The organism is Enterococcus sp. AZ077 (assembly GCF_051714965.1).
GTDB classification, from domain to species: Bacteria; Bacillota; Bacilli; order Lactobacillales; family Enterococcaceae; genus Enterococcus_B; species Enterococcus_B hirae.
Genome location: NZ_JBIOSX010000001.1, coordinates 777128 through 800205 on the forward strand (window position 1 = coordinate 777128; position 23078 = coordinate 800205).

The window sequence follows — 23078 nt, forward strand, 5'->3', positions numbered from 1 at the left end:
TTGAAGGAGGAAAATAAAAATGGCAGAAGAAAAAATTACTTTATCTAAAAGAGACCGTTTAGCTGTTGCATGGCGTTCTACCTTCATTCAAGGTTCATGGAACTATGAACGTATGCAAAATGGTGGTTGGGCTTTCTCAATGATCCCAGCAATCAAAAAATTATACAAAACGAAAGAAGAGCGCACAGCAGCTCTTAAACGTCACTTAGAATTTTTCAACACACATCCATATATTGCTTCACCTATCTTGGGTGTTACGCTAGCATTAGAAGAAGAACGCGCAAATGGCGCTCCAGTTGACGATGTAGCGATCCAAGGGGTTAAAGTTGGTATGATGGGACCTCTTGCTGGTGTTGGTGACCCAGTATTCTGGTTTACTGTTCGTCCGATGTTAGGAGCTCTTGGTGCTTCTCTAGCAATGGGTGGTAATATTCTTGGACCAATCATCTTCTTCTTAGGTTGGAACATTATTCGTTGGTCATTCATGTGGTATACACAAGAATTTGGTTACAAAGCTGGTTCTAAAATCACAGATGATTTATCTGGTGGATTATTGCAAGACGTAACAAAAGGTGCATCTATCTTAGGGATGTTCGTATTAGCCGCCTTAGTACAGCGGTGGGTATCGATTAAATTCTTGCCAGTTGTATCAACTGTTAAGTTAGATAAAGGTGCTTACGTTGAGTGGGATAAATTACCTGCTGGTGGCGAAGGAATCAAGAGTGCTTTTGAACAAGTAAACAGTGGTCTAGCACTTAGTCCTGAAAAAGTAACAACTTTACAAGATAACTTAGATCAATTGATCCCAGGGTTAGCTGCTTTAGCATTGACATTACTATGCATGTGGTTATTGAAGAAAAAAGTTTCTCCAATTGTCATTATCTTAGGTCTATTCGTTGTCGGTGTAGTTGGCCATGTTGTTGGTCTTTTATAATAAGAATCTAGCTCGGGCGTAGCCCCGAGCTTTTTTTATCAAAAAGTAGATGCTGCTTGAGATTTCAACATTGAAACGATAGTATACTAGATAGATAAAATAATAGGAGTGATTAAATGGTTCAATCAATCAATACAAAAGTTGATTTGGTAATTGATGCCACTGCGTTTACTGGTTTGACTGATTATGGGAAAATCATGATTGGAGACCGAGGATTCGAATTTTATCATGCAAGAGACACTCGGAAATTTGTTCAAATCCCTTGGGAAGAGATTGATTACGTCATCGCATCCGTTATGTTCAAAGGAAAATGGATTCCGCGCTATGCCATTCAAACAAAGAAAAATGGTACATATACATTTTCTTCTAAAGAACCCAAAAAAGTACTTCGCGCTATCAGAAAATACGTAGATCCTAGTCGTATGGTTCAATCCTTGAGCTTTTTTGATGTAGTGAAACGTGGTGTCAAAAGTATCTTCAAACGCAAGTAGAAAAACACGAATGGATGCTCTTCGCAGCATGTCATTCGTGTTTTGTTTTGTGTTTCGCTTTTTCTTTTGTGTGCGGTGTCATTATCTAGGTCAGCTTCAACGCTGGTTCAATCATTTGCTCCTAATAATTTTCCTATGCTAGAATGAAACTGTAAAGAAGGAGGTTATTAGTATGGGTTGGATATGGACTTTAATCGTTGGTGCAGTCATCGGAGCCATTGCTGGAGCAATTGCCAGTAAAGGAAATTCTATGGGTTGTATCACAAATATCATTGCTGGATTGATTGGTTCAAGTATCGGTCAAGCAATTTTTGGTAACTGGGGACCACATGCAGCTGGTATGGCACTTATTCCATCAATTTTAGGCGCAGTTATTTTAGTGGCAGTTGTTTCATTCTTTTTTGGGAAACGATCATAATCAAATAGATTAACGCTTAGCCAATAGTTTTGCAGATAGAAGTAAATAGTTAAGGCAGATCTGAAACTGATTTGTCTTAACTATTTTTGTTTTACTAAGTTTATTAAGAAAATTTGTTTTATCTGCTGTGTCAGAAAGAAAATTTGCTATAATAGAAAAAAGAGAGCAAAGAAAGAAGGAATTTCATTTATGATGCTACGAGTAGAAAAATTGCGTAAAAAGATGCAAGAAGAAAATTTAGATTCATTTTTGATCACTAGTCCTTATAATCTTCGTTATTTGACTAATTTTACTGGTACGACAGGCTTAGCGGTCATCACATTGGAAAAAGCCTTTTTTATTACTGACTTTCGTTATACCGAGCAAGCAGCAGCTCAAGCTCAAGGATTTGAGATCATCAAAAATGTAGGACCGATTTTTGAAGAAGTAGCTGACTTAGTTCAAAAAGAAGGACTACGTGAACTTGGTTTTGAAGAAACAACTGTTTCCTTCTTAGAATATTCGGTATTAGAAGAGATCATTGATGCGCAACTGATTCCTATTTCGGGCATGATTGAAGAACTTCGAGAAATCAAAGACGAAGAAGAAATTGCGATTATTGAAAAAGCTTGTAGTATTGCAGATTTGGCATATGACCATATTCTCAAGATGATTCAACCGGGAATGACAGAGATCGAAGTTGCCAACCAATTAGATTTTTATATGCGTTCACTTGGAGCGTCAGGTGTTTCTTTTGAAACAATCGTTGCTAGTGGTTTACGCTCAGCTATGCCGCATGGAGTTGCTAGCAAAAAAATCATTGAACAAGGCGATTTGATCACAATAGATTTTGGATGCTACTATGAAGGTTATGTTTCTGATATGACACGAACATTTGCGATTGGTGACCCAGGAGAACAATTAAAAGAAATTTATCAAATCGTTCTTGAAGCCCAACTAGCAGTTCTGGAAGTAGCTAAACCAGGAGTTACCGGTAAGCAACTAGATGCTGTAGCTAGAGATTACATTACGAAACATGGTTATGGCGAAGCTTTTGGACACTCCACAGGACATGGAATTGGCTTAGAGATCCATGAAGGACCCAATGTTTCAGTTCGAGCTGAGAAACAATTTGTTCCAGGAAATATTATTACCGACGAACCAGGCATTTACTTACCAGGTATCGGTGGCGTTAGAATCGAAGATGATTTATTGATTACTTCTGATGGAAATCGCGTGTTGACGCATTCACCAAAAGAGTTGATTATTTTATGATGAGCGTAGCCTAAAGCATCATTCACTCAGACTTTGTTATAGAAAATCACTTGATTTAATGATACACTATAGAAGACAGCAAGCTTTGAAAACAAAGCGTAATTTGTTTGAGAAAAAGACTCTCAAATAGGCAAGTGAACAGTTTACCTTTATACGTTTCGAATGAAGAATAAGTGAAAGAACGGTTCATTCGTAGGCAACAATCTGTGTAGAGGCAAAAGGAGGAATAGATAAAATGGCAGAGGACAAAAATTTAGTTTTGAATGCGACTCAAGAGCTTGGTGAAATTGTCATTGCGCCAGAAGTCATTGAAGTGATTATTGGTATCGCTGCTTCAAAAGTAGAAGGCGTTTATGGGATGCGTGGAACATTTGCCAGCAACGTAACGGAATTATTAGGGCGTGCAGCGCATGGTAAAGGTGTCTATTTAGTAAATGATGAAGATGGGTTAAAAGTAGATCTTTATTGCTATTTAGAATATGGGGTTTCTGTTCCCAGAGTAGCGATGGAAATGCAAGAACGCGTGAATCAGCAAGTTCTTTTCATGACAGACATTGCTTTAGCAGAAGTCAATGTTCATGTGGTAGCAGTCGTACCGGAAAAACTAGAACAACCAGCAATTGAAGAACTTTTTGAAGACGAAGAGGAAGAAAATGAATAAAGAATTATCAAGACACGAAATTCGTGAAATGGCTTTACAAGCATTATTTCCATTAGATTTTAATGCTGATTTGACCAAAGAAGACGCAATTTTCCATGCAATTGAGTTGGATCACAAAGAAATGATCAATGAAGAGGAGTCAGAGTTTGTTCCTGTTTATTTAGATACATTGGTTGGCGGTGTGTGTGCGAAAAAAGGCGAATTAGACCAAACCATTGAGAAGCACCTCAAAGGAAACTGGCGCATCAATCGTATCTCTAAGATGGATTTGATCATCTTGCGTATCGCCATCTTTGAAATGAAGTACATTGAAGATGTACCATCCGCAGTCGCATTGAATGAAGCCATTGAATTAGCCAAAACTTTTAGTGATGATCAATCACGTAAGTTTGTCAACGGTGTATTATCTAATGTTTTAAAAGAGATTGAAGCTGGGGCATAGTCCCAGCTTTTTTCTATGAAAACAAGGAAACGGGTTCTAAAAGCTTGTTTATCTATGGTAGAATGAAAGCACAAAAAAATCTGGGAGTGATCGTATGGCAGAATTGATTAATGGAAAAGAACTAGCTGAAAAAATGCAAGCAGAGATTGCGATAAAAGTGAGCGAATTAAAAACAAAATCGATCTCCCCCGGATTGGTCGTTTTATTAGTAGGAGAAAATCCAGCCAGTCAGGTTTATGTACGTAATAAAGAACGTTCTGCAAAATCAATCGGGATCCATTCAAAAGTTGAACGTTACCCAAGCACGATCTCTGAAGAAACGTTGTTAGCTGAAATCGAAAAATATAATCAAGACCCAAATTTTCACGGGATTCTTGTTCAGTTGCCATTGCCGAAACACATTGATGAAGAAAAAGTCTTATTAGCAATTGATCCTAAAAAAGATGTAGATGGTTTTCATCCAATGAATTTAGGACGATTATTAGCTGGTAACCCGGATAAGATTCCTTGTACGCCATATGGCATCATGAAAATGTTCGCAGCTTATGATATCGATTTGGCAGGGAAACGGGCGCTGGTGATCGGACGTAGCAATATTGTAGGGAAACCAATGGCACAATTATTATTGATGGCAGATGCTACAGTAACGATTGCTCATTCAAAAACGGCTAACCTTGCTGAACTTGCAAAAGAAGCTGATATTTTAGTCGTAGCGATTGGGCGAGGCCATTTTGTTACTAAGGAATTTATCAAACCAGGCGCAGTGGTGATCGATGTTGGTATGAATCGTGATGAGCATGGGAAATTGATCGGTGATGTAAAATTTGATGAAGTAGAACCTTTAGCAAGCTATATCACTCCAGTCCCTAAAGGAGTAGGACCTATGACGATTACGATGCTGATGTATCAAACCGTGCTGGCTGCTGAAGCAGGTGAGTAGATGACACAAGAATATTTAACAGTAACCACATTAACCAAGTATTTAAAAAGGAAATTTGATGTAGACCCTTATCTTGAAAGGGTCTATTTAACAGGTGAAATCTCGAATTTTCGTTTGAGAGCAAATGCACATCAATATTTTAGTTTAAAAGATGACCATGCGAAAATATCGGCGATCATGTTCAAAGGTGCATTTCAAAAATTACGTTTTCAACCTAAAGAAGGGATGAAAGTATTAGTTGTCGGACGGATCTCTCTTTATGAAGCTTCTGGTTCTTATCAGATTTACGTTGAACACATGGAACCTGATGGTGTAGGAGCGCTATATCAAGAATTAGAAGAACGAAAAGAAAAATTGCGAAAAGAAGGTCTTTTTAAGCCGGAACATAAGCAAGCTCTTCCACGTTTTCCAAAAAGAATTGCAGTTTTGACCAGTCCAAGCGGTGCAGTTATCCGAGATATCATCACAACTGTCAAAAGACGTTACCCCATCGCCCAACTCGTCCTATTCCCAACGGTGGTGCAAGGAAATCAAGCAGCTGACAATATCGTTGAAAATATCCGTCGTGTTGAAGAACTGGGAGATTTCGACACGATGATCATTGGACGTGGCGGCGGATCGATTGAAGACTTGTGGCCATTTAATGAAGAAAGAGTAGCACGTGCCATTTTTGAGGCACGAACACCTGTGATTTCTTCAGTTGGACATGAGACGGATACTACTATTGCTGATTTAGCAGCAGATGTACGAGCAGCCACACCAACGGCGGCAGCTGAATTAGCTGTTCCTGTTTTATCTGAAGTATTGTTGAAGCTGAAAGAACGGCAAGCAAGGCTTGAACAGGCCTTTTTGCGTCAAATTCAACGCAAACAAGAACGTTTTGAACGAGCAAAACAATCATATGTTTTCCGTCAACCGGAACGTCTGTATGAAGGACAAACAATTAAGCTTGATCAGTTCAAACAGCGCTTGCTCCAAACGACACAACAAATTTATCATTTGAAAGAAAAACAAACGGTTCGTTTGAACCATCAGTTGGCACAAGTTGCACCGACTTATCGAGTGAAATCTGCCAAGCAAGAAACAGACTACTTAGAGAAGCGGTTAGCTGAAAAAATGGAACAATATATGCAGAGCCAGCAGCAACGTTTCCAACAAGCGATTCAATCATTAGATTTGCTTAGTCCGTTGAAAATCATGGGGCGAGGATACAATTACACAACAATCGAAGGTCGTGTCGTGAAAAGTGTGACAGAGATGAAGCCTGAGGATACGATCACGATCCATTACCAAGACGGACAAGTGAATGCTACGGTACAAGAAGTAGAAGAAGGAGAATGATCAATATGGAAAATCCGACATTTGAGGAATCATTACAAGAATTAGAAAAAATTGTCATGGAATTAGAACAAGGTGATGTACCTTTAGAATCTGCTTTAGATGCTTTTAAACGAGGAATGGAATTAAGTAAACATTGCCAAGATACTTTAACTAAAGCTGAAAAAACCTTGACGAAAATGATGTCAGAGGCAAATGAAGAAGTTACTTTTGAAGGAAATGAGGAAGCATAATGAAGTTGGCTGATTTTTCAACGATCCATCTATCTTCTGTAGAAGAAGAAATTGTTTCTTTTCTAAATGACTACACTTCTGATGAACAGTTGAAAGAAAGTATGCTTTATTCCGTTCGCGCTGGAGGCAAACGGATTCGTCCTTTGCTTTTACTTAGTACAGTAGCTGCGTTTGGCGAATCGATCAATACAACAACTTATCAAGTAGCAGCTGCTTTGGAAATGATCCACACGTATTCGTTGATTCACGATGATCTTCCGGCAATGGACAATGATGATCTACGCCGCGGGAAACCAACAAACCATAAAGTCTACGGGGAAGCGCTGGCTATTTTAGCAGGAGATGGGTTATTGACAGGTGCCTTTCAACTCATCAGTATGGCTCATTTAGCGCACTCACCAAAACTTTTACTGCTGCAACAATTAGCAATCAATGCGGGAACCCAAGGGATGGTTGCTGGTCAAGCAGCGGATATCGAGGGAGAAACAAAACAATTAACATTAGAGGAATTAATGTTTATCCACGAAAGAAAAACTGGTCGCTTGATGCACTACGCTTTATTAGCGGGAGGAGTATTAGCAAACCAACCGGAGGAAGTTTTAGCTAGCCTACAAAAATTAGCCAGTCATCTAGGCCTTGCTTTTCAAATCCGTGATGATCTGCTCGATGTGGTTAGCACGACTGAAGTATTAGGTAAAACAGCTGGTAAAGATGCTAAAATGGAAAAAACGACCTATCCAGGTTTATTAGGTATCGAAGAAACAAAAAGCGCACTTGAAAATGAGATTGATGCGGCGAATCGAATGATTGATCAGTTAGAACAAACGGTGTGTTCATTTGATGGGCAACTTTTACGTCAATTAGTTCAGCAATTCAGTGTATAGAAATGGAGAAAAAAATGGAAAAAGAACGCGTAGACGTTTTAGCAGTCAAACAAGGCTTGTTTGAAACGAGAGAGCAAGCCAAACGTTCAGTTATGGCTGGTTTGATCTATAACGAAAAAAATGAACGTTTCGATAAGCCAGGGGAAAAAATCCCTGTAAGTAGTGAATTACAGATCAAAGGCAAAAAATTACCTTATGTTTCTCGTGGAGGATTGAAATTAGAAAAGGCACTAAAGGTCTTTGATTTATCTGTAGAAGGTAAAATATTATTGGATATTGGAGCATCAACGGGTGGTTTTACCGATGCGGCTTTACAAAATGGTGCAAAAATGAGTTATGCTCTGGATGTTGGGTATAATCAATTAGCTTGGAAAATCAGACAAGATGAACGAGTTGTAGTAATGGAAAGAGCGAATTTTCGTTATGCCAAACCAGAAGATTTTCAAGAAGGAACCCCGGAGATTGCCGTCATCGATGTATCATTCATTTCTTTACGTTTGATGTTAGTGCCATTACACGAAATTTTAATTGACGGTGGCGAAGTGATTGCTTTGATCAAACCACAATTTGAAGCGGGGAAAGAAGCAGTTGGCAAGAATGGGATCGTTCGTGACCCTCAAACGCATGTACAAGTGATTGAGGATATTTTACACTTTGCTGCGATGCATGGGTATGATGTATTAGATTTAAGTTATTCGCCAATAACCGGTGGAGAGGGGAACATTGAATTTTTAGCCCATTTGAAAAAAGTTTCTGATCAAGGAACGTTATCTCCAGATGTGGCACCCGAAAAGATCGTCCAAGAAGCCCACAACCAGTTTAACCACAAATAATGACGGGCAAGCAATAAAGAAGACAGCGGATTCTTCTTTATTAAGCGTTTGAAATAAGCTATCATAGTAAGGAAGAATACGTAAAGGAGCGAAGAACGTATGCGAAAAAAAGATCGGCATCGTTTGATTACCCGGCTACTAAATGAAAATGATATCAGAAAACAAGAAGAATTTGTGGAGATCCTGAAAAACAAAGGGATTTCAGTGACGCAGGCAACGATTTCCAGAGATATCAAAGAACTCAAACTCATCAAAGTTCCTGCAGCTGATGGAGGTTATCGCTATAGTCTTCCTGCAGAAACTACTGAAGACGTTAGTACGAAATTAGAAAAGTTATTGAAAGATGCATTTGTGGCTGTTGATCAAATGGAAAAATTCGTCATTTTAAAAACTTTACCAGGCAACGCTTCTGCTGCGGCTAATTTAATTGATAAACGATATAAAAAAGAATTGTTTTCCATCATTAATGATGACGATAATGTGTTGATGATCACACGAACAGAAGAAGATGCAGTTGCATTGAAAATGGATTTTTTACATTACCTTTGAGTTGAGGAGTGGTTGCCTTGTTACAAGAGATCAGTATTACTAATTTTGCGATTATTCCGGAATTGCATTTGTCTTTCCATAAAGGAATGACAGCTCTAACTGGCGAGACCGGGGCAGGTAAATCGATTATCATTGATGCCCTTGGATTACTGGCTGGTGGTAGAGGCTCCAGTGATTATATTCGACAAGGAGCCGATAAGTGTATCTTAGAAGGGTTGTTTGAATGGCCAAGTCAAGAAGGATTTACTGAATTGATGGAAGAACTTGGCATCGAATCAGATGGTGATAACTTGATTGTTCGTCGTGATATGGCATTAACGGGTAAAAATGTCTGCCGAGTCAATGGACATATTGTTACGCTGGCAAATCTTAGAAGGATCGGAAGTTATCTAGTTGATATTCAAGGACAAAATGAACACCAGGAGCTATTACAACCAGAAGCCCATTTAAATTTATTGGATCGTTTTGGTGATCGTACTTTTCAACAACAAAAGAAAAAATATCAAAAAGAGTATGCTATCTATCGTGAGCTCGAACGAAAAATGCGGAAAGTCCAACAAAATGAAAAATCATTTGTTCAACGGATCGACATGCTTCATTTTCAACAAGAAGAAATCGCAGCAGCGGATTTACAAGTTGGCGAAGAGGAACAGTTAAGCGAGGAAAGAGAAAAATTAAGCAATTATCAAAAGATCGTGGATAGTTTTGCTAGTGGTTATAGTGCATTGAGTGCGGGAGAACCCAGTAGTGTGGATAACGTTGGTTTAGCTGTTTCTGAACTACAAAGCATTGCTCATCTAGATAATGAATATGAAGCAATCGTTGAGAATGTTCAAAGTGCTTATTATTTACTTCAAGATGCCATTGGTGACATGAGTCGCCAAATCGATCTTTTGGAATTGGATGAAAACCGATTAGAAGAAGTCAATCAACGGCTTGAATTGATTCGTCAGTTGAAACGCAAATATGGGGAGTCAGTGGAAGCAATCCTTGATTATTACGAAGAAATCACTAAAGAACTGGATTCTTCTGATTTCTCAGAAGGTCAACTAGAAAAAATGCAACTGGAATTAACTAAAAAAGAAACGTTCTTGCAAGAACAAGCATTAGCACTGCATAAAACAAGAAAAAAAATCGCTAAAGAACTAGAAAAATCAATCTTAACGGAATTAAAAAGTCTATATATGGAAAACACTGAGTTTGAAGTCCGTTTTTCATCTGAAAAAAATGGACAATTAGATGCTAATGGATTGGACCAAGTGGAATTTTACATAACCACAAATCCTGGAGAACCATTGAAGCCATTAGTAAAAGTTGCCTCGGGTGGGGAACTATCACGTATGTTGTTGGCGTTAAAAACTATTTTTTCTTCAGAACAAGGTGTGACTAGTATCATTTTTGATGAAGTGGATACAGGAGTAAGCGGCCGAGTTGCCCAAGCGATTGCAGATAAGATCTCACAGATCTCATGTCACTCACAAGTTTTGTGTATTACCCATCTACCGCAAGTCGCTGCAGTTGCCGATTTTCAATACTATATTCAAAAAGAAGTCATTGATGGGCGTACCCAAACATCGGTTACCGAACTACAACCCACACAACGAGAAACCGAAATTGCCCGAATGTTAGCTGGAAGCGAAATTACCCCACTAACAGTCGAGCATGCCAAAGAATTATTACGCTTAGCAAGTAAATAGAAAAATAGGTAGAAGCCTGAGCAGTCTAAGAGAAGAGGATATCTTAGAATGAACAGTTATTTGACTCAGAGATGCTACTTGTATGGCAGCAACTAAAACGACACTTGGCTTTCTTATAAAAAACGAACCACTAGCAAGCGAACATTCTTTCCTAGCAGGGTAAAAAACAAGTCCCGCACTTCTTTTTAGGAAGTGCGGGACTTATTGGTTTTTAAGCCATTCTTACATGACACTCATAACTGCAGTCAAGACAACTGAACCAATCGTTAAGATCAACATGGTCCAAACAACGAATTTAGTGATTTTTGAAAAAGTACTTGTTTGTTTATTCTCGCGCATAATTTTTACCTCGAAATTTTTTAGTTGTCTTTAGTTTAACTCCTTTTACTTTTCTTCACAAGGGGACGGTTACAAAAACTTTCCCTTTTTTAAATAATAAGCAGTAGCGATACTGATAAAAATCATCAGTAGAATAATCCATAAAAACGCATCGTCCCTTCCTGCAATAGGAAGCTTGATATTCATTCCATATAGACTACCAATGATGGTCGGGATCGTTAAGATGATCGTTAGAGAAGTTAAAATTTTCATAATATTGTTTAGATTATTAGAAACAATCGCTGAAAAGGTTTGATTCATTTGTTCAACTAGTTTTAATTGAATTCGAGCGGTAGTGCGTGATTGTTCTGTTTCAATAATCACATCATGGAGATGATTTTTTAAAGCGTGGTTTTCTTGAATCGTTTTGTTTTTTACTAAGGTTTTTAAAGTGGTCAAGTTAGCCGTTGTTGCTTCTTTGAAATAAACCAAGCTTTTTTGGATATCCATGATTTGATACAGTTGACTATTTTCTGTTGAGACACGCAATTGTTTTTCCAAGACATCGCATTGTGATTGTAAGGTGCTGAGATAAGTATTGTAGGAAAAAGTAATTTGCCACAATAATTGCATGAAGATATTTAAGTTGGCTGGTAAATCATTTTCAGTAAAAGCTTGACTAAATACTTTTTTCAAAAAGAGTGGTTCATGATTCGTAATTGTGATAAGCTTTTTTTTAGGTGTCACAATAATAGAAAAAGGGTAAGTATCTACTTGAAAATAGCCACTTGGGCTTGTTTTTGGAAACGGGTATTGCAATAATAATAACGCTGGTTTTGTTAATTTGGTCTGATTAAATTCTTCTTCTCGTGAATTTTCAGCATCGTCTAAAATAGAAGTAATGTAATCAGACGGAATTTGAAATTGGTGTGTGATTTGCTGGATTTCATTTTCACTTGGACGTTCGACGCAATACCAAATCGTATCTGCTGTTTCTTTTTGAGTATTGACCAATTGTCGATCCTCGATAGAAAAATACTTGATCATTTTTGAACCTCCTAATACGCTCTTTCATCTATTATAACGAATATCAGAATAGAACACAGTGAAAGAGCTTGGAAAATGGGATTGGCTAGGAACAGGAAAAAGGTAGTATTAAAGGAGTGGACTCATACAATTTGGATTAGATTTTTATCTAAGAAGTAAAAATAGTAGAAAACTTTATGAATTTAAAATAAATGAAATAGTTGTGTAAAATACATCAGGTATACTTGAACCAACTATGAAAGGGAGTTTTGTTAGATGGGCACTTTTACGCCACTTGTTTTATTTTGGTATATCTTTCCAGCCATCGTGTTGTTTGGCTGTAATTTTTTAGTGAAAATTTTTTCATTAGATCGTCGTTTTAAAATCAAAGCGCCTGATCTTGCCGTTCCTTTTTTATGGGGAGGGATGCATGCATTGTCACGCAATTCTGCGACAGTTTCCTTCCTGCCTTTCTTTATGATTTCACTTTTGTTGATGGCGATTTGTATCGCTGTATTCCAGGCGTATTACTATGATGAAATTATCTATTCACGTTATCTTAAAATGACTTGGCGTTTAGCTTTCTTGTTAACAAGTGGTTTTTATGTCGTTTTAATCGTCTTAAATCTTCTCTCGTATCTTTGATAAAAAGCCAATCAAGCTGTAAAAAGACTTTTTAAAGACTTTTTACAGCTTGATTCTTAAAATTTTTTTTACTAATAAAAAAGTTATTCTCTGATTTCCCATAAAAGGTGGTAGAAAGTGGGGGATTGTGGTAGACTAATTTTAGTTAGTGGAGAGATGGGGGTAGTTTCAATGTTCATGGGCGAATTTCGGCATAATATTGATACAAAAGGTCGTATGATCGTACCTTCAAAACTTCGTGAAGAGTTAGGTGAACAATTCGTTCTCACGCGTGGATTAGATGGCTGTCTTTTTGGCTATCCAATGAAAGAGTGGGCGAATTTAGAAACAAAACTGAACGACATGCCTTTAGCGAAAAAAGATGCTCGAACTTTTGTGCGTTTTTTTTACTCGGCGGCCACTGAATGTGAATTAGACAAACAAGGACGGATCAACATTCCCAGTACATTAAGAAACTACGCTGCTTTAACGAAAGAATGTGTTGTCATTGGTGTATCCAATCGAATCGAGATTTGGGATGAGGCACGATGGCAAGATTTTTCTGAAGTGGCAGCAGAAAACTTTGATGAAATTGCTGAAAATATGATTGATTTTGGATTATAAGAATAGGAAGAGGCTGACTAATGACTGAGACATTTCAACACTATACAGTCATGTTGAAAGAAACGGTAGATGGCTTGAACATCAAACCAGATGGCATTTATGTAGACTGTACACTAGGCGGTGCCGGACATAGTGAATATCTTTTGAGCCAATTAAATACAAACGGGCACCTTTATGCATTCGATCAGGATCAAAAAGCCATTGATCATGCAAAAGTACGGTTAGCCCCATACATTGAAAAAGGTATGGTTACTTTTATCAAAGCGAATTTTCGTGAATTAGAAGCAAAGATAAAAGAGCATGTTCCTCAAGTCGATGGTATTTTGTATGATTTAGGCGTATCTTCTCCACAATTAGATGAAGCTGAAAGAGGTTTTAGTTATCATCAGGATGCTCCTTTGGATATGCGTATGGATCAATCAGCACCTCTGTCAGCGTATGACGTTGTTAATGAGTATTCCTATAATGAATTAGTAAAAATCTTCTTTCGTTATGGCGAAGAAAAATTTTCTAAACAAATTGCTCGAGAAATTGAACGAGTAAGAAAAATCCATCCGATCCAAACAACTGGTGAATTAGTAGAAATCATTAAAGATGTGATTCCTGCACCAGCAAGAAGAAAAGGTGGACACCCAGCTAAACGAATTTTCCAAGCAATAAGAATTGCAGTAAATGATGAATTAGGTGCAGAAGAAGCTTCATTAGAACAGGCGATTCGGCTATTAAAAATCAATGGAAGAATCAGTGTGATCACCTTCCATTCATTAGAAGATCGGATTGTCAAAAGTATGTTCAAAGAATACAGTACCGTTCAAGATTTACCACCCGGATTACCGGTTGTTCCTGAAGAATTTCAGCCAGAGCTGAAGTTGATTAATCGAAAACCGATTCTTCCATCAGAAGAAGAACTAAGTGAAAATAATCGATCACGTAGTGCAAAATTACGGATTGCTGAAAAAATACGAGTGAAAGAGGAGTAGCGTAATGGCAGAATTAAAAAAAGTCCAAGAATATCCATATGATTTACCAGAAGTGGTTGATCAACCAGAACAACAATTGCCAGATTCAAATCAAGAAATCGTACGCCCTCAATCACCGGCTAAACGCCTAAAACATATTTCTGTTTTAGAAAAATTAGCAGTAGTAAGTATTATTTTTTCAGTGATCGCACTATGTGTCTTAACAGTCATGTTACGAACAAATATTAGTGGTGTCGAAAAAGCAATCACAACGATTCAAACAGAGATCACTCAAAAAAACCAAGAAAAAACTAGTTTAGTACAGGAAAAAAATGAATTATCACGTACTGAACGAATCAAAAAAATCGCAGAAGAAAAAGGGTTGTCAATCAATGACGACAATTTAAGGAAAGTGAAGTAAATGAGTCTTAAAAATAAATTCCGGCGGTTTATGGAAAAGAAAAATCTAAATCCGACGAACAATCGCAAAAAAGTAGGTATCATTTTATTTGCTACGAGTATTGGATTGTTCTTTTTATTTGCCGTTCGTTTTTCTTATATCGTGATCGGTGGTCACGTGGCAGGAACCTCTTTGGCAGAAAAGACCGAACAACTTTACAAAGGGAGCGAGGTCGTAAAAGCAAAACGAGGAACGATCTATGATCGGAATGGGGTCGCTTTGGCAGAAGATGCCACTTCTTACTCAATCAAAGCAATCCTTTCAAAAACTTATACTTCTGGTGACAAAAAATTGTATGCCGAAGAAAAGAACTTTGACAAAATCGCCGAGATACTAAATAAAAATCTCTCTATAGAAAAGAACGATGCCTTACAAATCTTAAAAGATGGCGCCAAAAATAATCTATATCAAGTTGAATTTGGTTCTTATGGAAAAAATATCAGTCAAGAGACCAAACAGAATATAGAAGACGATATGAAGAAAGCAGGAGTAGTCGGTCTGTATTTTGAAGATCATCCCGCACGGATGTATCCTAACGGCGAATTTGCTTCCCACTTTATCGGCTATGCTGTTCCAGATAAAAATGAAAATGGCTTAGTTGGAAAGCTCGGACTAGAAGCTGCTTATAATGATATTTTAAGTGGTAAAAATGGGAAGATCGTTTACCAAAAAGACAACTACCAAAATCCTCTACCAGGAACAGTGGCAGAAGAAGTGAAAGCAGTTGACGGACAAGATATCTATACGACGTTGGATAGTCGTTTACAAAGTTATCTTGAAACGCTTATGGATCAAGTGAATGAAGAATACCAGCCAGAAGAATTAACAGCCATGTTGATGAAAGCGAAAACTGGAGAAATTCTAGCAATGGGTCAACGACCTACTTTTAATCCTGAAACGATGGAAGGCTTAACCGGCAAGGATGCTGTTTGGCGTAATTTCTTAGTGCAAGATAGCTATGAGCCTGGTTCAACTATGAAAGTCTTCACGACTGCAGCAGCGATCCAAGAAGGGAAATTCAATGAGAATGAAACGTACCAATCTGGGAAAATAAAAGTTGCTGACGCGACGATCAACGACCACGATTTTGGAGCAAAAGGAGTTCTTACGATGCGACAAGCGTTATCTTGGTCAAGTAATGTTGGGATGGTAATGCTAGAGCAACGAATGGGCGGTACTTGGTACAACTACCTACAAAAATTAGGTTTTGGTCAAAGTACTCATTCAGGTCTAGATGATGAAGTAAATGGTGCTTTGCCAACGGAAAATATCGTTGACCGCGCAATGAGTTCTTATGGGCAAGCGATTGGTGTTACAAATTTCCAAATGATGAAAGCTTTCACTTCCGTCGCAAATAATGGAACGATGATCCAACCACGCTACATCAGTAAAGTTGTAGATCCTGCAACGAATGAAGAGCGTACAACGCAAACGGAAGTATTAGGGCAACCATTTTCAAAAGAAACGACCGAAAAAGTACGAGAATATATGCGTGACGTAGTTGAAAGCGAAAATTATGGTAGTGCATATGGGGTATATAGTGTGCCGGGTTATAATGTTTCAGCTAAAACTGGTACGGCACAGATTGCTTCTGATAAAGGTGGGTACCAAACTGGCGATACAGCATACTTATATTCCATCGTCGAAATGGTTCCATCTGAAGATCCAGAGTATGTTTTATACATTACGATGAAACATCCTAAGACTTACGATCGAATGGCTTTAGCTAAAATCGCTAATCCATTGATGAAACGTGCGATGGACTTCCAAGAAAGTGAAGAAGAAAATTCACCAGAAGCAAAAACAGAAAAAATCACTGTAGCAGATTACCGTAATCTAAGTGCTGACGTTGCCGCAGCAGATGCACAGAAAAGTGGATTGCAACCTATCGTTGTTGGCGATGGGAAAAAAGTGAAGAAACAATCTACTGCAAATGGTGATCAATTGATTTCTGGCGAAAAACTGATCTTGTATACAGGCGGAGAAAAACTAATGCCTGATGTCACCGATTGGTCCAAAGCAGATATTATGAAGTTAGGGAAAATCTTAGGGGTTGAAGTCACCTTCCATGGCGATGGTTACTGTAAGGAGCAAAGTTTAGCACCCTATGAAAAAATCACTGATAAAAAATTAAGTTTTACATTAGAAGAATAAGAATAGAATTGGGAGAGAAAAAGAGTATGGAGTGGACACAAGCATTGATTCCTATCGTTAGTAGTTGTGCAATGACTATTGCAGCAATGCCACTATTTATTGGGTATTTTCAAATGAAAAAACAAGGGCAGGCGATTCGTGAAGAAGGACCAAAATGGCATAATGTAAAAGCCGGAACTCCAACGATGGGTGGATTGGTGTTTTTAGTTGCAGCAATATTAACCGGAATTTGGGTTGGCGCTTGGCAAAATCAGTTGACGCCTACTCTTTTCATCCTACTATTTGTTTTAGCTTTATATGGTGTGATCGGATTTTTAGATGATTTCATTAAAATCTTTAAAAAACGAAACATGGGGCTAAACTCTAAACAAAAACTGCTAGGGCAGATCATTGGCGGGATCATTTTTTATCTTGTCTATCGTTCGGAAGGCTATCCTGGTACGTTAAATTTCTTTGGAATAGAGTTGCCACTTGGACTATTCTATGGGGTATTTGCTATTTTCTGGCTTGTTGGTTTTTCAAACGCGGTTAATCTGACAGATGGGATTGACGGATTAGTTGCTGGACTAGGAACGATCTCTTTTGCAACCTACGGGATCATTGCTTGGCATCAGCAACAATATGATGTCTTAGTTATTTGTTTAAGTGTGCTTGGTGGGTTACTTGGCTTTTTTGCTTATAATCGTAAACCAGCCAAAATATTCATGGGCGATGTTGGTTCTCTGGCATTAGGTGGATTATTGGCAGCAATTTCTATTATGCTAAACCAAGAGTGGACATTGTTATTAGTTGGTTTGATTTATGTTATGGAGACAGCAAGTGTAATGCTTCAAGTTACTTCTTTCAAATTAACAGGAAAACGTATCTTCAAAATGTCTCCTATCCATCATCATTTTGAAATGTGTGGTTGGTCGGAATGGAAGATCGACATCATTTTTTGGTTAGTAAGTATTGTAACTTCTTTAATAACACTATGGTTCATTTGGTAGGAGATGACAGGAAATGAAAAAAATTTCAACATATGAAAACAAAAAAGTCCTTGTTCTTGGATTAGCGAAAAGTGGATTTAGTGCGGCCAAACTGTTACATGAGTTGGGCGCACTTGTCACTGTTAATGACGGAAAGCCGTTTGATGAAAATCCAGAAGCACAAGAGTTGCTATCACTGGGAGTCAAAGTGATTGCTGGAAGCCATCCGATTGAATTATTGGATGAAGAATTTTCTTTGATGGTGAAAAATCCGGGGATTCCGTATAGTCATCCATTTGTTCAAAAAGCACAAGAACTGGGTATTCCGGTAATTACGGAAGTGGAATTAGCTTACGAGGTAGCGGAATGTCCGATTATTGGGATTACGGGAACAAATGGTAAAACAACAACAACAACTATGACAGGCTTGTTATTGAACGCTGGTGATTTGCCAGGAACAGCTCGCCTAGCCGGGAATATCGGTTATCCAGCTAGTAGTGTGGCGCAAGAAGCAACAGCTGACGATAAAATCGTTATGGAACTATCTAGTTTCCAATTGATGGGAATCACTGATTTTCGTCCCCATGTAGCAGTAGTAACCAATATTTATGAGGCTCATATCGATTACCACAAAACGAGAAAAGAATATGTAAAAGCAAAATGGCATTTACAACAGAATATGACAGAGAAAGATTATTTGATTTTGAATTGGAATCAAGAAGAGTTAAGAGAACTCAGCAAAAAGACTAAAGCAACGGTGTTACCTTTTGCGACGGAACAAAAACTACCTAAAGGTGCCTATTCTTTAGATGGTAGTATCTACTATAACCAAGAACAAATCATGGATATTACAGAATTGGGTGTTCCTGGTTCACATAATGTTGAGAACGCACTAGCTGCCATCTCAGTTGCTAAATTATATGGTATCTCAAATGAAGCGATCAAAAATGCTTTACACCATTTCCATGGAGTACCGCATCGTACACAGTATGTGGGGGAATTTCAAGGAAGGAAGTTTTATAACGATTCAAAAGCAACTAATATTTTAGCTACTAAAATGGCATTAAGTGGTTTTCAGTTAGATCAATTAGTATTAATCGCTGGAGGTCTGGATCGGGGAAATTCATTTGATGAGTTGATACCAGCTTTAAAAGGCATCAAAGCGTTGATCACTTTTGGGGAAACTCAAAATAGATTAGCAGAGGCGGGCAAGAAAGCAGGTATCCCTGTGATCAAGGCAGCTGAAAACGCAGAAGCCGCTGTACCGATCGCCCTTGAATTGAGTGAAGAGGGTGATTCGATCTTATTGTCACCAGCAAATGCAAGTTGGGATCAATACCCTAATTTTGAAATTAGAGGCGAACGGTTCATGGAAGCTGTCAATAAACTAACTATACAAAAGTAGAAACGAGCGAGAATGAATGAAAATTTTGGTTACTGGTGGCGGAACTGGCGGGCATATTTATCCAGCACTAGCCTTCGTCAATTATGTAAAAACAAAAGAGCCGAATACTGAGTTTATGTACGTTGGAGCGCAAAGAGGCTTAGAAAATAAGATTGTTCCTGAGACCGGGATGCCTTTTCGTACGCTAGAAATACAAGGATTTCAGCGGAAACTTTCGCTACATAATCTGAAGACTATCCAACTTTTTTTAAAAAGTATTCGAGAAGCAAAAAAAATTTTAAAAGAATTTAAACCAGATGTGGTGATTGGGACTGGGGGCTACGTGTCGGGTGCAGTAGTCTATGCGGCATCTAAGTTAGCGATTCCTACGATCATCCATGAACAAAATAGTGTGCCTGGCATCACCAATAAATTTTTAAGTCGCTATGTGGATCGAATCGCACTTTCTTTTGAAGATGCTGCTCCATTTTTTCCTGCAGAAAAATCGTCTTTGATCGGTAATCCTCGGGCGCAAGAAGTGGCGGATATGGATAAATCGAAAATTTTAGCCACTTATGGTCTTGATCCAGAGAAAAAAACAGTCTTGATTTTTGGTGGTAGTCAAGGGGCTTTAAAAATCAATCAGGCAGTGACAGAATTTTTAATGTCGTTCGATCAGGAATACCAGGTTCTCTATGCCTCAGGCGAACGCTATTATAAAGATATCCAAACGAAAGTTCCTGCTTGTGCCAATGTCAGCATACAGCCTTATATCAATAAAATGGCAGAAGTAATGGCATCAAGCGATCTATTGGTTGGTAGAGCAGGTGCGACTTCGATTGCTGAATTAACAGCTTTAGGTTTGCCAGCTATTCTAATTCCAAGTCCTTATGTGACGAATGACCATCAGACAAAAAATGCAATGAGCTTAGTCAAAAACAATGCAGCGAAGATGATCAAAGATGACGAATTAGATGGACGTTCCCTAAAACAAGCGATTGAAGAGATCATGACCAATGATCAATTACAAAAACAAATGTCTTTAGCTTCTAAACAGCAAGGAATCCCAGACGCATCAGAAAGAATGTACGAGCTAGTAAAATCATTAATTCAAAAATAAAGGTGGTGTGGTCTTAGTGAGTAAGAAAAAAAAGCCAGACAAGCTGCCAAATGAATCTGAGGGTGAACAAAATCTAACTCCTTGGCAAAAGGCCAACCGGAAATATTTGGCAGAACACGAAAAAAAGGAAGAACAAAAAGAAGAGCAAAAAGAAGAAAAAAATGAAAATACAAATGAGCGGGCAGCATCCACTTCCGCTACTAAAGAAGCAGACTCAGCGGAAGGTGAGAAGCCAGAAGCAACCGCTTCTGATCCAATGAAAAAAGGAGACTCTGAGCCATTTGAAAAAATTGAACAACCAAAAATTGGTAGTCCTTATAATGGCTCTTTTTTAAATCGGCTACCAAATCTGAAAAATCAACGAAATAAAGTTCTTTATCGAAGACTGACTTTTATTATTTCAATCCTAACGATCCCACTGATTTTTTTGATTTATTATGTTTCCCCTTATAGTCGACTGCAAGGGATAACAGTTTCAGGGAACCAAATGATTACGAGTCAAACAGCCATTGCCGACTCTCATTTGGCAATTGATGGAAATGTTTGGAGTCAGTATTTCCATAAAAACCAATATCTTGATACATTGAAAAAAGAACAACCAAGAGTAGAGAGCGCACAATTGCATTTTAAGTCAATCAATACTTTTGAGTTGGCTATCAAAGAATACAAAGAGATTGCTTTAGTGATGAAGGACGGCGAATATTTTCCTGTAATCGAAAATGGGAAAGTCTTAAAGGAAAAAGTAGCAAATCCGACTAAGAATTTACCAATTCTAGAGAATTTCACAGATAACGCCAAAATTAGTCAATTGGTTAAAGAATATAATCAATTAACTTCAGAATTACAAAAAGCAATTTCAGAAATCAAATATACACCAAAAGAGAGCAATAAAAATTTGATCCAACTAAATATGAATGATGGGAACCAAGTGATCGTCAATATTCAAAATCTAGCCAGTCAAATGAAATATTATCCACAAGTCGCTAAAGAGATGAAAGAAAAGGGCGTCATTGATATGGAGGTAGGGATTTTCTCTTATCCTTACAGTGAAAGCAAGAAGGAGAATGGCGAAGCAACAGATCCATCTGTGCAGACAAGTTCTACCGAAAATCTCACAGGACAATCGGGAGCATCAAGTGATCAGTCAGACCAATCTTCGGAATCAGTTGAGTCAAATCAAGCAGGTCAGTCAGAGAATACAAGTGAATCTAGCCAAATCGATGACAATTCAAGTTCATCGTCTTCAGATTTAACCGAAAATTAATAAAACAGCTTTAAAAAGTGATAATCTACTTTCTAAAAACCGGTAATTTATGGTAGAATTGAAGGCAGTGAATATATCTATTAAAGTATATTTAAAAACGGACGTTAGTTGTTCGCTTGTATATGGAATAGTAAGTAGGAGGGAATCCCGTTCATGGCAAAAACAGGAATGTATGTAGGCCTTGATATTGGAACGACATCTGTCAAAGTTGTCGTGGCTGAATATATCGACAGCCAAATGAATATTATTGGAGTAGGAAACGCAAAATCAGAAGGGATTAACCGCGGCATTATCGTTGATATCGATAAAACGGTCCAAGCGATACAACGAGCAGTAAGACAAGCAGAAGAAAAAGCAGGGATACAGATCAAAGGGGTTAGTGTTGGTCTACCAGCAAACTTGCTTGAAGTGGAAAATTGCCAAGGAATGATTGCAGTAAACGGGGATTCGAAAGAAATCACCGATGAAGATGTCAGAAACGTGGCTTCAGCTGCCCTTGTTCGTTCAATTCCTCCTGAACGTCAAATCGTATCAATTTTGCCACAAGACTTTACCGTTGATGGATTCGAAGGAATCAAAGATCCTCGTGGAATGATCGGTGTCAGATTAGAAATGTATGGCTTGTTATTTACTGGGCCAAAGACGATTGTTCATAATATCCGTAAATGTGTAGAAAATGCAGGATTGGTTGTCAATGAATTAGTCATTACACCATTAGCTTTAACAGAAACAATCCTTTCAGATGGAGAAAAAGATTTTGGAACGATCGTGATTGATATGGGCGGTGGACAAACAACAACAGCTGTTATGCATGACAAACAATTGAAGTTCACTAGTCTAGATCAAGAAGGTGGCGAGTTCGTCACAAAAGATATCTCGATTGTGTTGAATACGTCATTCAATAATGCTGAAGCGTTAAAAATCAATTATGGGGATGCTTATCCAGAACGTACTTCTGCAAATGAAGAGTTTCCAGTAGATGTGATCGGTCAATCTGAACCTGTCAAAGTGGATGAACGCTATTTATCAGAAGTGATTTCAGCCCGTATGGAACAGATTTTCAATAAAGCCAAAGAAGCGTTAGACCAAATCGAAGCACTAGAGTTACCTGGTGGTATCGTACTAACTGGTGGTGCTGCAAGCCTTCCAGGTGTTGTTGATCTGGCACAAGAGATTTTTGGTGTGAATGTTAAGCTATATGTACCTAACCAAATGGGACTTCGTAATCCAGTCTTTACTAATGTGATCAGCATCGTGGATTACTCAGCTAACTTGAGTGAAGTCTATCAATTGGCTAAAATTGCTGTGACAGGTGAAACAGTGGTCGCGCATCACACAACTGTAGAACAAGAAGTGACATCATATGATAATGATAGCTATGATGTTCCAGAAGAAACGGTCTACGACGAACCTGAACAAAAGAAATCAGACGAAGATGTAACAACTAAAATTAAAGGTTTCTTTTCAAAAATTTTTGATTAATTCATCCTGGGAGGAATAAAA

Annotated in this window: 25 protein-coding genes; 23 read left to right on the forward strand and 2 right to left on the reverse strand. The window is 38.1% G+C overall.

What is annotated here, in order from left to right; all coding sequences use genetic code 11:
- Positions 1-19 precede the first annotated feature (19 nt).
- The 13 genes from IGL28_RS03660 (at position 20) to recN (ending at position 10674) form a co-directional block, all read left to right on the forward strand.
- Positions 20-934, forward strand: a complete 915-nt coding sequence (locus tag IGL28_RS03660) for a PTS system mannose/fructose/sorbose family transporter subunit IID (RefSeq protein WP_010719800.1) — start codon at positions 20-22, stop codon at positions 932-934.
- A 116-nt stretch (positions 935-1050) separates the two neighbouring features.
- Positions 1051-1425 (forward strand): DUF956 family protein, encoded by a 375-nt coding sequence (locus IGL28_RS03665; protein WP_010719799.1) that lies wholly within the window; start codon positions 1051-1053, stop codon positions 1423-1425.
- Between the two features lie 172 nt (positions 1426-1597).
- Positions 1598-1843, forward strand: a complete 246-nt coding sequence (locus tag IGL28_RS03670) for a GlsB/YeaQ/YmgE family stress response membrane protein (RefSeq protein WP_438843894.1) — start codon at positions 1598-1600, stop codon at positions 1841-1843.
- Between the two features lie 189 nt (positions 1844-2032).
- On the forward strand, positions 2033-3097 hold the full coding sequence (locus IGL28_RS03675; RefSeq protein WP_010719797.1) for a M24 family metallopeptidase: 1065 nt from the start codon (positions 2033-2035) through the stop codon (positions 3095-3097).
- Positions 3098-3332: 235 nt separating this feature from the next.
- On the forward strand, positions 3333-3758 hold the full coding sequence (locus tag IGL28_RS03680) for an Asp23/Gls24 family envelope stress response protein (protein ID WP_010719796.1): 426 nt from the start codon (positions 3333-3335) through the stop codon (positions 3756-3758).
- Positions 3751-4200, forward strand: coding sequence for a transcription antitermination factor NusB (nusB, locus tag IGL28_RS03685; protein WP_010719795.1), 450 nt, complete (start codon positions 3751-3753; stop codon positions 4198-4200). The genes IGL28_RS03680 and nusB overlap by 8 nt, the downstream gene beginning before the upstream one ends.
- Before the next feature lie 94 nt (positions 4201-4294).
- The gene (locus IGL28_RS03690; RefSeq protein WP_063626747.1) at positions 4295-5140 is read left to right on the forward strand and encodes a bifunctional methylenetetrahydrofolate dehydrogenase/methenyltetrahydrofolate cyclohydrolase; all 846 of its coding nucleotides are present in this window, start codon (positions 4295-4297) and stop codon (positions 5138-5140) included.
- Positions 5141-6481 (forward strand): exodeoxyribonuclease VII large subunit, encoded by a 1341-nt coding sequence (gene xseA / locus IGL28_RS03695; RefSeq protein WP_081128568.1) that lies wholly within the window; start codon positions 5141-5143, stop codon positions 6479-6481.
- A 5-nt stretch (positions 6482-6486) separates the two neighbouring features.
- Positions 6487-6711, forward strand: a complete 225-nt coding sequence (locus IGL28_RS03700; RefSeq protein ID WP_010719792.1) for an exodeoxyribonuclease VII small subunit — start codon at positions 6487-6489, stop codon at positions 6709-6711.
- Positions 6711-7595 carry a polyprenyl synthetase family protein gene (locus IGL28_RS03705; RefSeq protein WP_053766116.1) on the forward strand — a complete coding sequence of 295 codons (885 nt, stop codon included), beginning with the start codon at positions 6711-6713 and terminating at the stop codon, positions 7593-7595. Before IGL28_RS03700 ends, IGL28_RS03705 begins: the two co-directional genes overlap by 1 nt.
- Before the next feature lie 14 nt (positions 7596-7609).
- On the forward strand, positions 7610-8428 hold the full coding sequence (locus IGL28_RS03710; RefSeq protein WP_081128570.1) for a TlyA family RNA methyltransferase: 819 nt from the start codon (positions 7610-7612) through the stop codon (positions 8426-8428).
- 99 nt (positions 8429-8527) lie between these two features.
- Positions 8528-8977 carry an arginine repressor gene (argR, locus tag IGL28_RS03715; RefSeq protein WP_010719789.1) on the forward strand — a complete coding sequence of 150 codons (450 nt, stop codon included), beginning with the start codon at positions 8528-8530 and terminating at the stop codon, positions 8975-8977.
- 17 nt (positions 8978-8994) lie between these two features.
- On the forward strand, positions 8995-10674 hold the full coding sequence (recN, locus tag IGL28_RS03720) for a DNA repair protein RecN (protein WP_010719788.1): 1680 nt from the start codon (positions 8995-8997) through the stop codon (positions 10672-10674).
- A 222-nt stretch (positions 10675-10896) separates the two neighbouring features.
- Here the strand turns inward: recN and IGL28_RS03725 are convergent, their stop codons facing one another.
- Positions 10897-11013, reverse strand: a complete 117-nt coding sequence (locus IGL28_RS03725; protein ID WP_010719787.1) for a DUF4044 domain-containing protein — start codon at positions 11011-11013, stop codon at positions 10897-10899.
- A gap of 69 nt (positions 11014-11082) precedes the next feature.
- Positions 11083-12039, reverse strand: a complete 957-nt coding sequence (locus tag IGL28_RS03730) for a magnesium transporter CorA family protein (RefSeq protein ID WP_081128572.1) — start codon at positions 12037-12039, stop codon at positions 11083-11085.
- 255 nt (positions 12040-12294) lie between these two features.
- Between IGL28_RS03730 and IGL28_RS03735 the strand changes: the two genes are divergently transcribed.
- From IGL28_RS03735 to ftsA, 10 genes are all read left to right on the forward strand, one after another.
- On the forward strand, positions 12295-12663 hold the full coding sequence (locus IGL28_RS03735; protein WP_010719785.1) for a DUF3397 domain-containing protein: 369 nt from the start codon (positions 12295-12297) through the stop codon (positions 12661-12663).
- 171 nt (positions 12664-12834) lie between these two features.
- On the forward strand, positions 12835-13266 hold the full coding sequence (gene mraZ / locus IGL28_RS03740) for a division/cell wall cluster transcriptional repressor MraZ (protein ID WP_179133713.1): 432 nt from the start codon (positions 12835-12837) through the stop codon (positions 13264-13266).
- A 20-nt stretch (positions 13267-13286) separates the two neighbouring features.
- Positions 13287-14246, forward strand: a complete 960-nt coding sequence (rsmH, locus tag IGL28_RS03745; RefSeq protein WP_053766114.1) for a 16S rRNA (cytosine(1402)-N(4))-methyltransferase RsmH — start codon at positions 13287-13289, stop codon at positions 14244-14246.
- Between the two features lie 4 nt (positions 14247-14250).
- Positions 14251-14646, forward strand: coding sequence for a cell division protein FtsL (gene ftsL / locus IGL28_RS03750; protein WP_010719782.1), 396 nt, complete (start codon positions 14251-14253; stop codon positions 14644-14646).
- A complete protein-coding gene (locus IGL28_RS03755; protein WP_010719781.1) occupies positions 14647-16839 on the forward strand; it encodes a penicillin-binding transpeptidase domain-containing protein in 2193 nt (730 codons plus the stop codon).
- A gap of 26 nt (positions 16840-16865) precedes the next feature.
- On the forward strand, positions 16866-17828 hold the full coding sequence (gene mraY, locus IGL28_RS03760) for a phospho-N-acetylmuramoyl-pentapeptide-transferase (RefSeq protein ID WP_010719780.1): 963 nt from the start codon (positions 16866-16868) through the stop codon (positions 17826-17828).
- Positions 17829-17841: 13 nt separating this feature from the next.
- Positions 17842-19212, forward strand: a complete 1371-nt coding sequence (gene murD, locus IGL28_RS03765; RefSeq protein ID WP_081128576.1) for a UDP-N-acetylmuramoyl-L-alanine--D-glutamate ligase — start codon at positions 17842-17844, stop codon at positions 19210-19212.
- A gap of 16 nt (positions 19213-19228) precedes the next feature.
- Positions 19229-20311 carry an undecaprenyldiphospho-muramoylpentapeptide beta-N-acetylglucosaminyltransferase gene (gene murG / locus IGL28_RS03770; RefSeq protein ID WP_010738199.1) on the forward strand — a complete coding sequence of 361 codons (1083 nt, stop codon included), beginning with the start codon at positions 19229-19231 and terminating at the stop codon, positions 20309-20311.
- A 16-nt stretch (positions 20312-20327) separates the two neighbouring features.
- Complete coding sequence (locus tag IGL28_RS03775) at positions 20328-21575, forward strand: cell division protein FtsQ/DivIB (protein ID WP_128427365.1); 1248 nt, start codon at positions 20328-20330, stop codon at positions 21573-21575.
- A gap of 153 nt (positions 21576-21728) precedes the next feature.
- On the forward strand, positions 21729-23057 hold the full coding sequence (gene ftsA / locus IGL28_RS03780) for a cell division protein FtsA (protein ID WP_010719776.1): 1329 nt from the start codon (positions 21729-21731) through the stop codon (positions 23055-23057).
- Positions 23058-23078: the final 21 nt, after the last annotated feature.

Coding starts and splice junctions, on each gene's coding strand:
- IGL28_RS03690 (WP_063626747.1), top strand. CDS start 4,295: ATGGCAGAATTGATTAATGGAAAAGAACTAGCTGAAAAAATGCAAGCA.
- IGL28_RS03670 (WP_438843894.1), top strand. CDS start 1,598: ATGGGTTGGATATGGACTTTAATCGTTGGTGCAGTCATCGGAGCCATT.
- IGL28_RS03660 (WP_010719800.1), top strand. CDS start 20: ATGGCAGAAGAAAAAATTACTTTATCTAAAAGAGACCGTTTAGCTGTT.
- mraZ (WP_179133713.1), top strand. CDS start 12,835: ATGTTCATGGGCGAATTTCGGCATAATATTGATACAAAAGGTCGTATG.
- argR (WP_010719789.1), top strand. CDS start 8,528: ATGCGAAAAAAAGATCGGCATCGTTTGATTACCCGGCTACTAAATGAA.
- IGL28_RS03730 (WP_081128572.1), bottom strand. CDS start 12,039: ATGATCAAGTATTTTTCTATCGAGGATCGACAATTGGTCAATACTCAA.
- IGL28_RS03735 (WP_010719785.1), top strand. CDS start 12,295: ATGGGCACTTTTACGCCACTTGTTTTATTTTGGTATATCTTTCCAGCC.
- mraY (WP_010719780.1), top strand. CDS start 16,866: ATGGAGTGGACACAAGCATTGATTCCTATCGTTAGTAGTTGTGCAATG.
- IGL28_RS03700 (WP_010719792.1), top strand. CDS start 6,487: ATGGAAAATCCGACATTTGAGGAATCATTACAAGAATTAGAAAAAATT.
- IGL28_RS03705 (WP_053766116.1), top strand. CDS start 6,711: ATGAAGTTGGCTGATTTTTCAACGATCCATCTATCTTCTGTAGAAGAA.
- IGL28_RS03755 (WP_010719781.1), top strand. CDS start 14,647: ATGAGTCTTAAAAATAAATTCCGGCGGTTTATGGAAAAGAAAAATCTA.
- murD (WP_081128576.1), top strand. CDS start 17,842: ATGAAAAAAATTTCAACATATGAAAACAAAAAAGTCCTTGTTCTTGGA.
- nusB (WP_010719795.1), top strand. CDS start 3,751: ATGAATAAAGAATTATCAAGACACGAAATTCGTGAAATGGCTTTACAA.
- IGL28_RS03665 (WP_010719799.1), top strand. CDS start 1,051: ATGGTTCAATCAATCAATACAAAAGTTGATTTGGTAATTGATGCCACT.
- IGL28_RS03725 (WP_010719787.1), bottom strand. CDS start 11,013: ATGCGCGAGAATAAACAAACAAGTACTTTTTCAAAAATCACTAAATTC.
- IGL28_RS03675 (WP_010719797.1), top strand. CDS start 2,033: ATGATGCTACGAGTAGAAAAATTGCGTAAAAAGATGCAAGAAGAAAAT.
- ftsL (WP_010719782.1), top strand. CDS start 14,251: ATGGCAGAATTAAAAAAAGTCCAAGAATATCCATATGATTTACCAGAA.
- ftsA (WP_010719776.1), top strand. CDS start 21,729: ATGGCAAAAACAGGAATGTATGTAGGCCTTGATATTGGAACGACATCT.
- IGL28_RS03710 (WP_081128570.1), top strand. CDS start 7,610: ATGGAAAAAGAACGCGTAGACGTTTTAGCAGTCAAACAAGGCTTGTTT.
- murG (WP_010738199.1), top strand. CDS start 19,229: ATGAAAATTTTGGTTACTGGTGGCGGAACTGGCGGGCATATTTATCCA.
- IGL28_RS03680 (WP_010719796.1), top strand. CDS start 3,333: ATGGCAGAGGACAAAAATTTAGTTTTGAATGCGACTCAAGAGCTTGGT.
- xseA (WP_081128568.1), top strand. CDS start 5,141: ATGACACAAGAATATTTAACAGTAACCACATTAACCAAGTATTTAAAA.
- rsmH (WP_053766114.1), top strand. CDS start 13,287: ATGACTGAGACATTTCAACACTATACAGTCATGTTGAAAGAAACGGTA.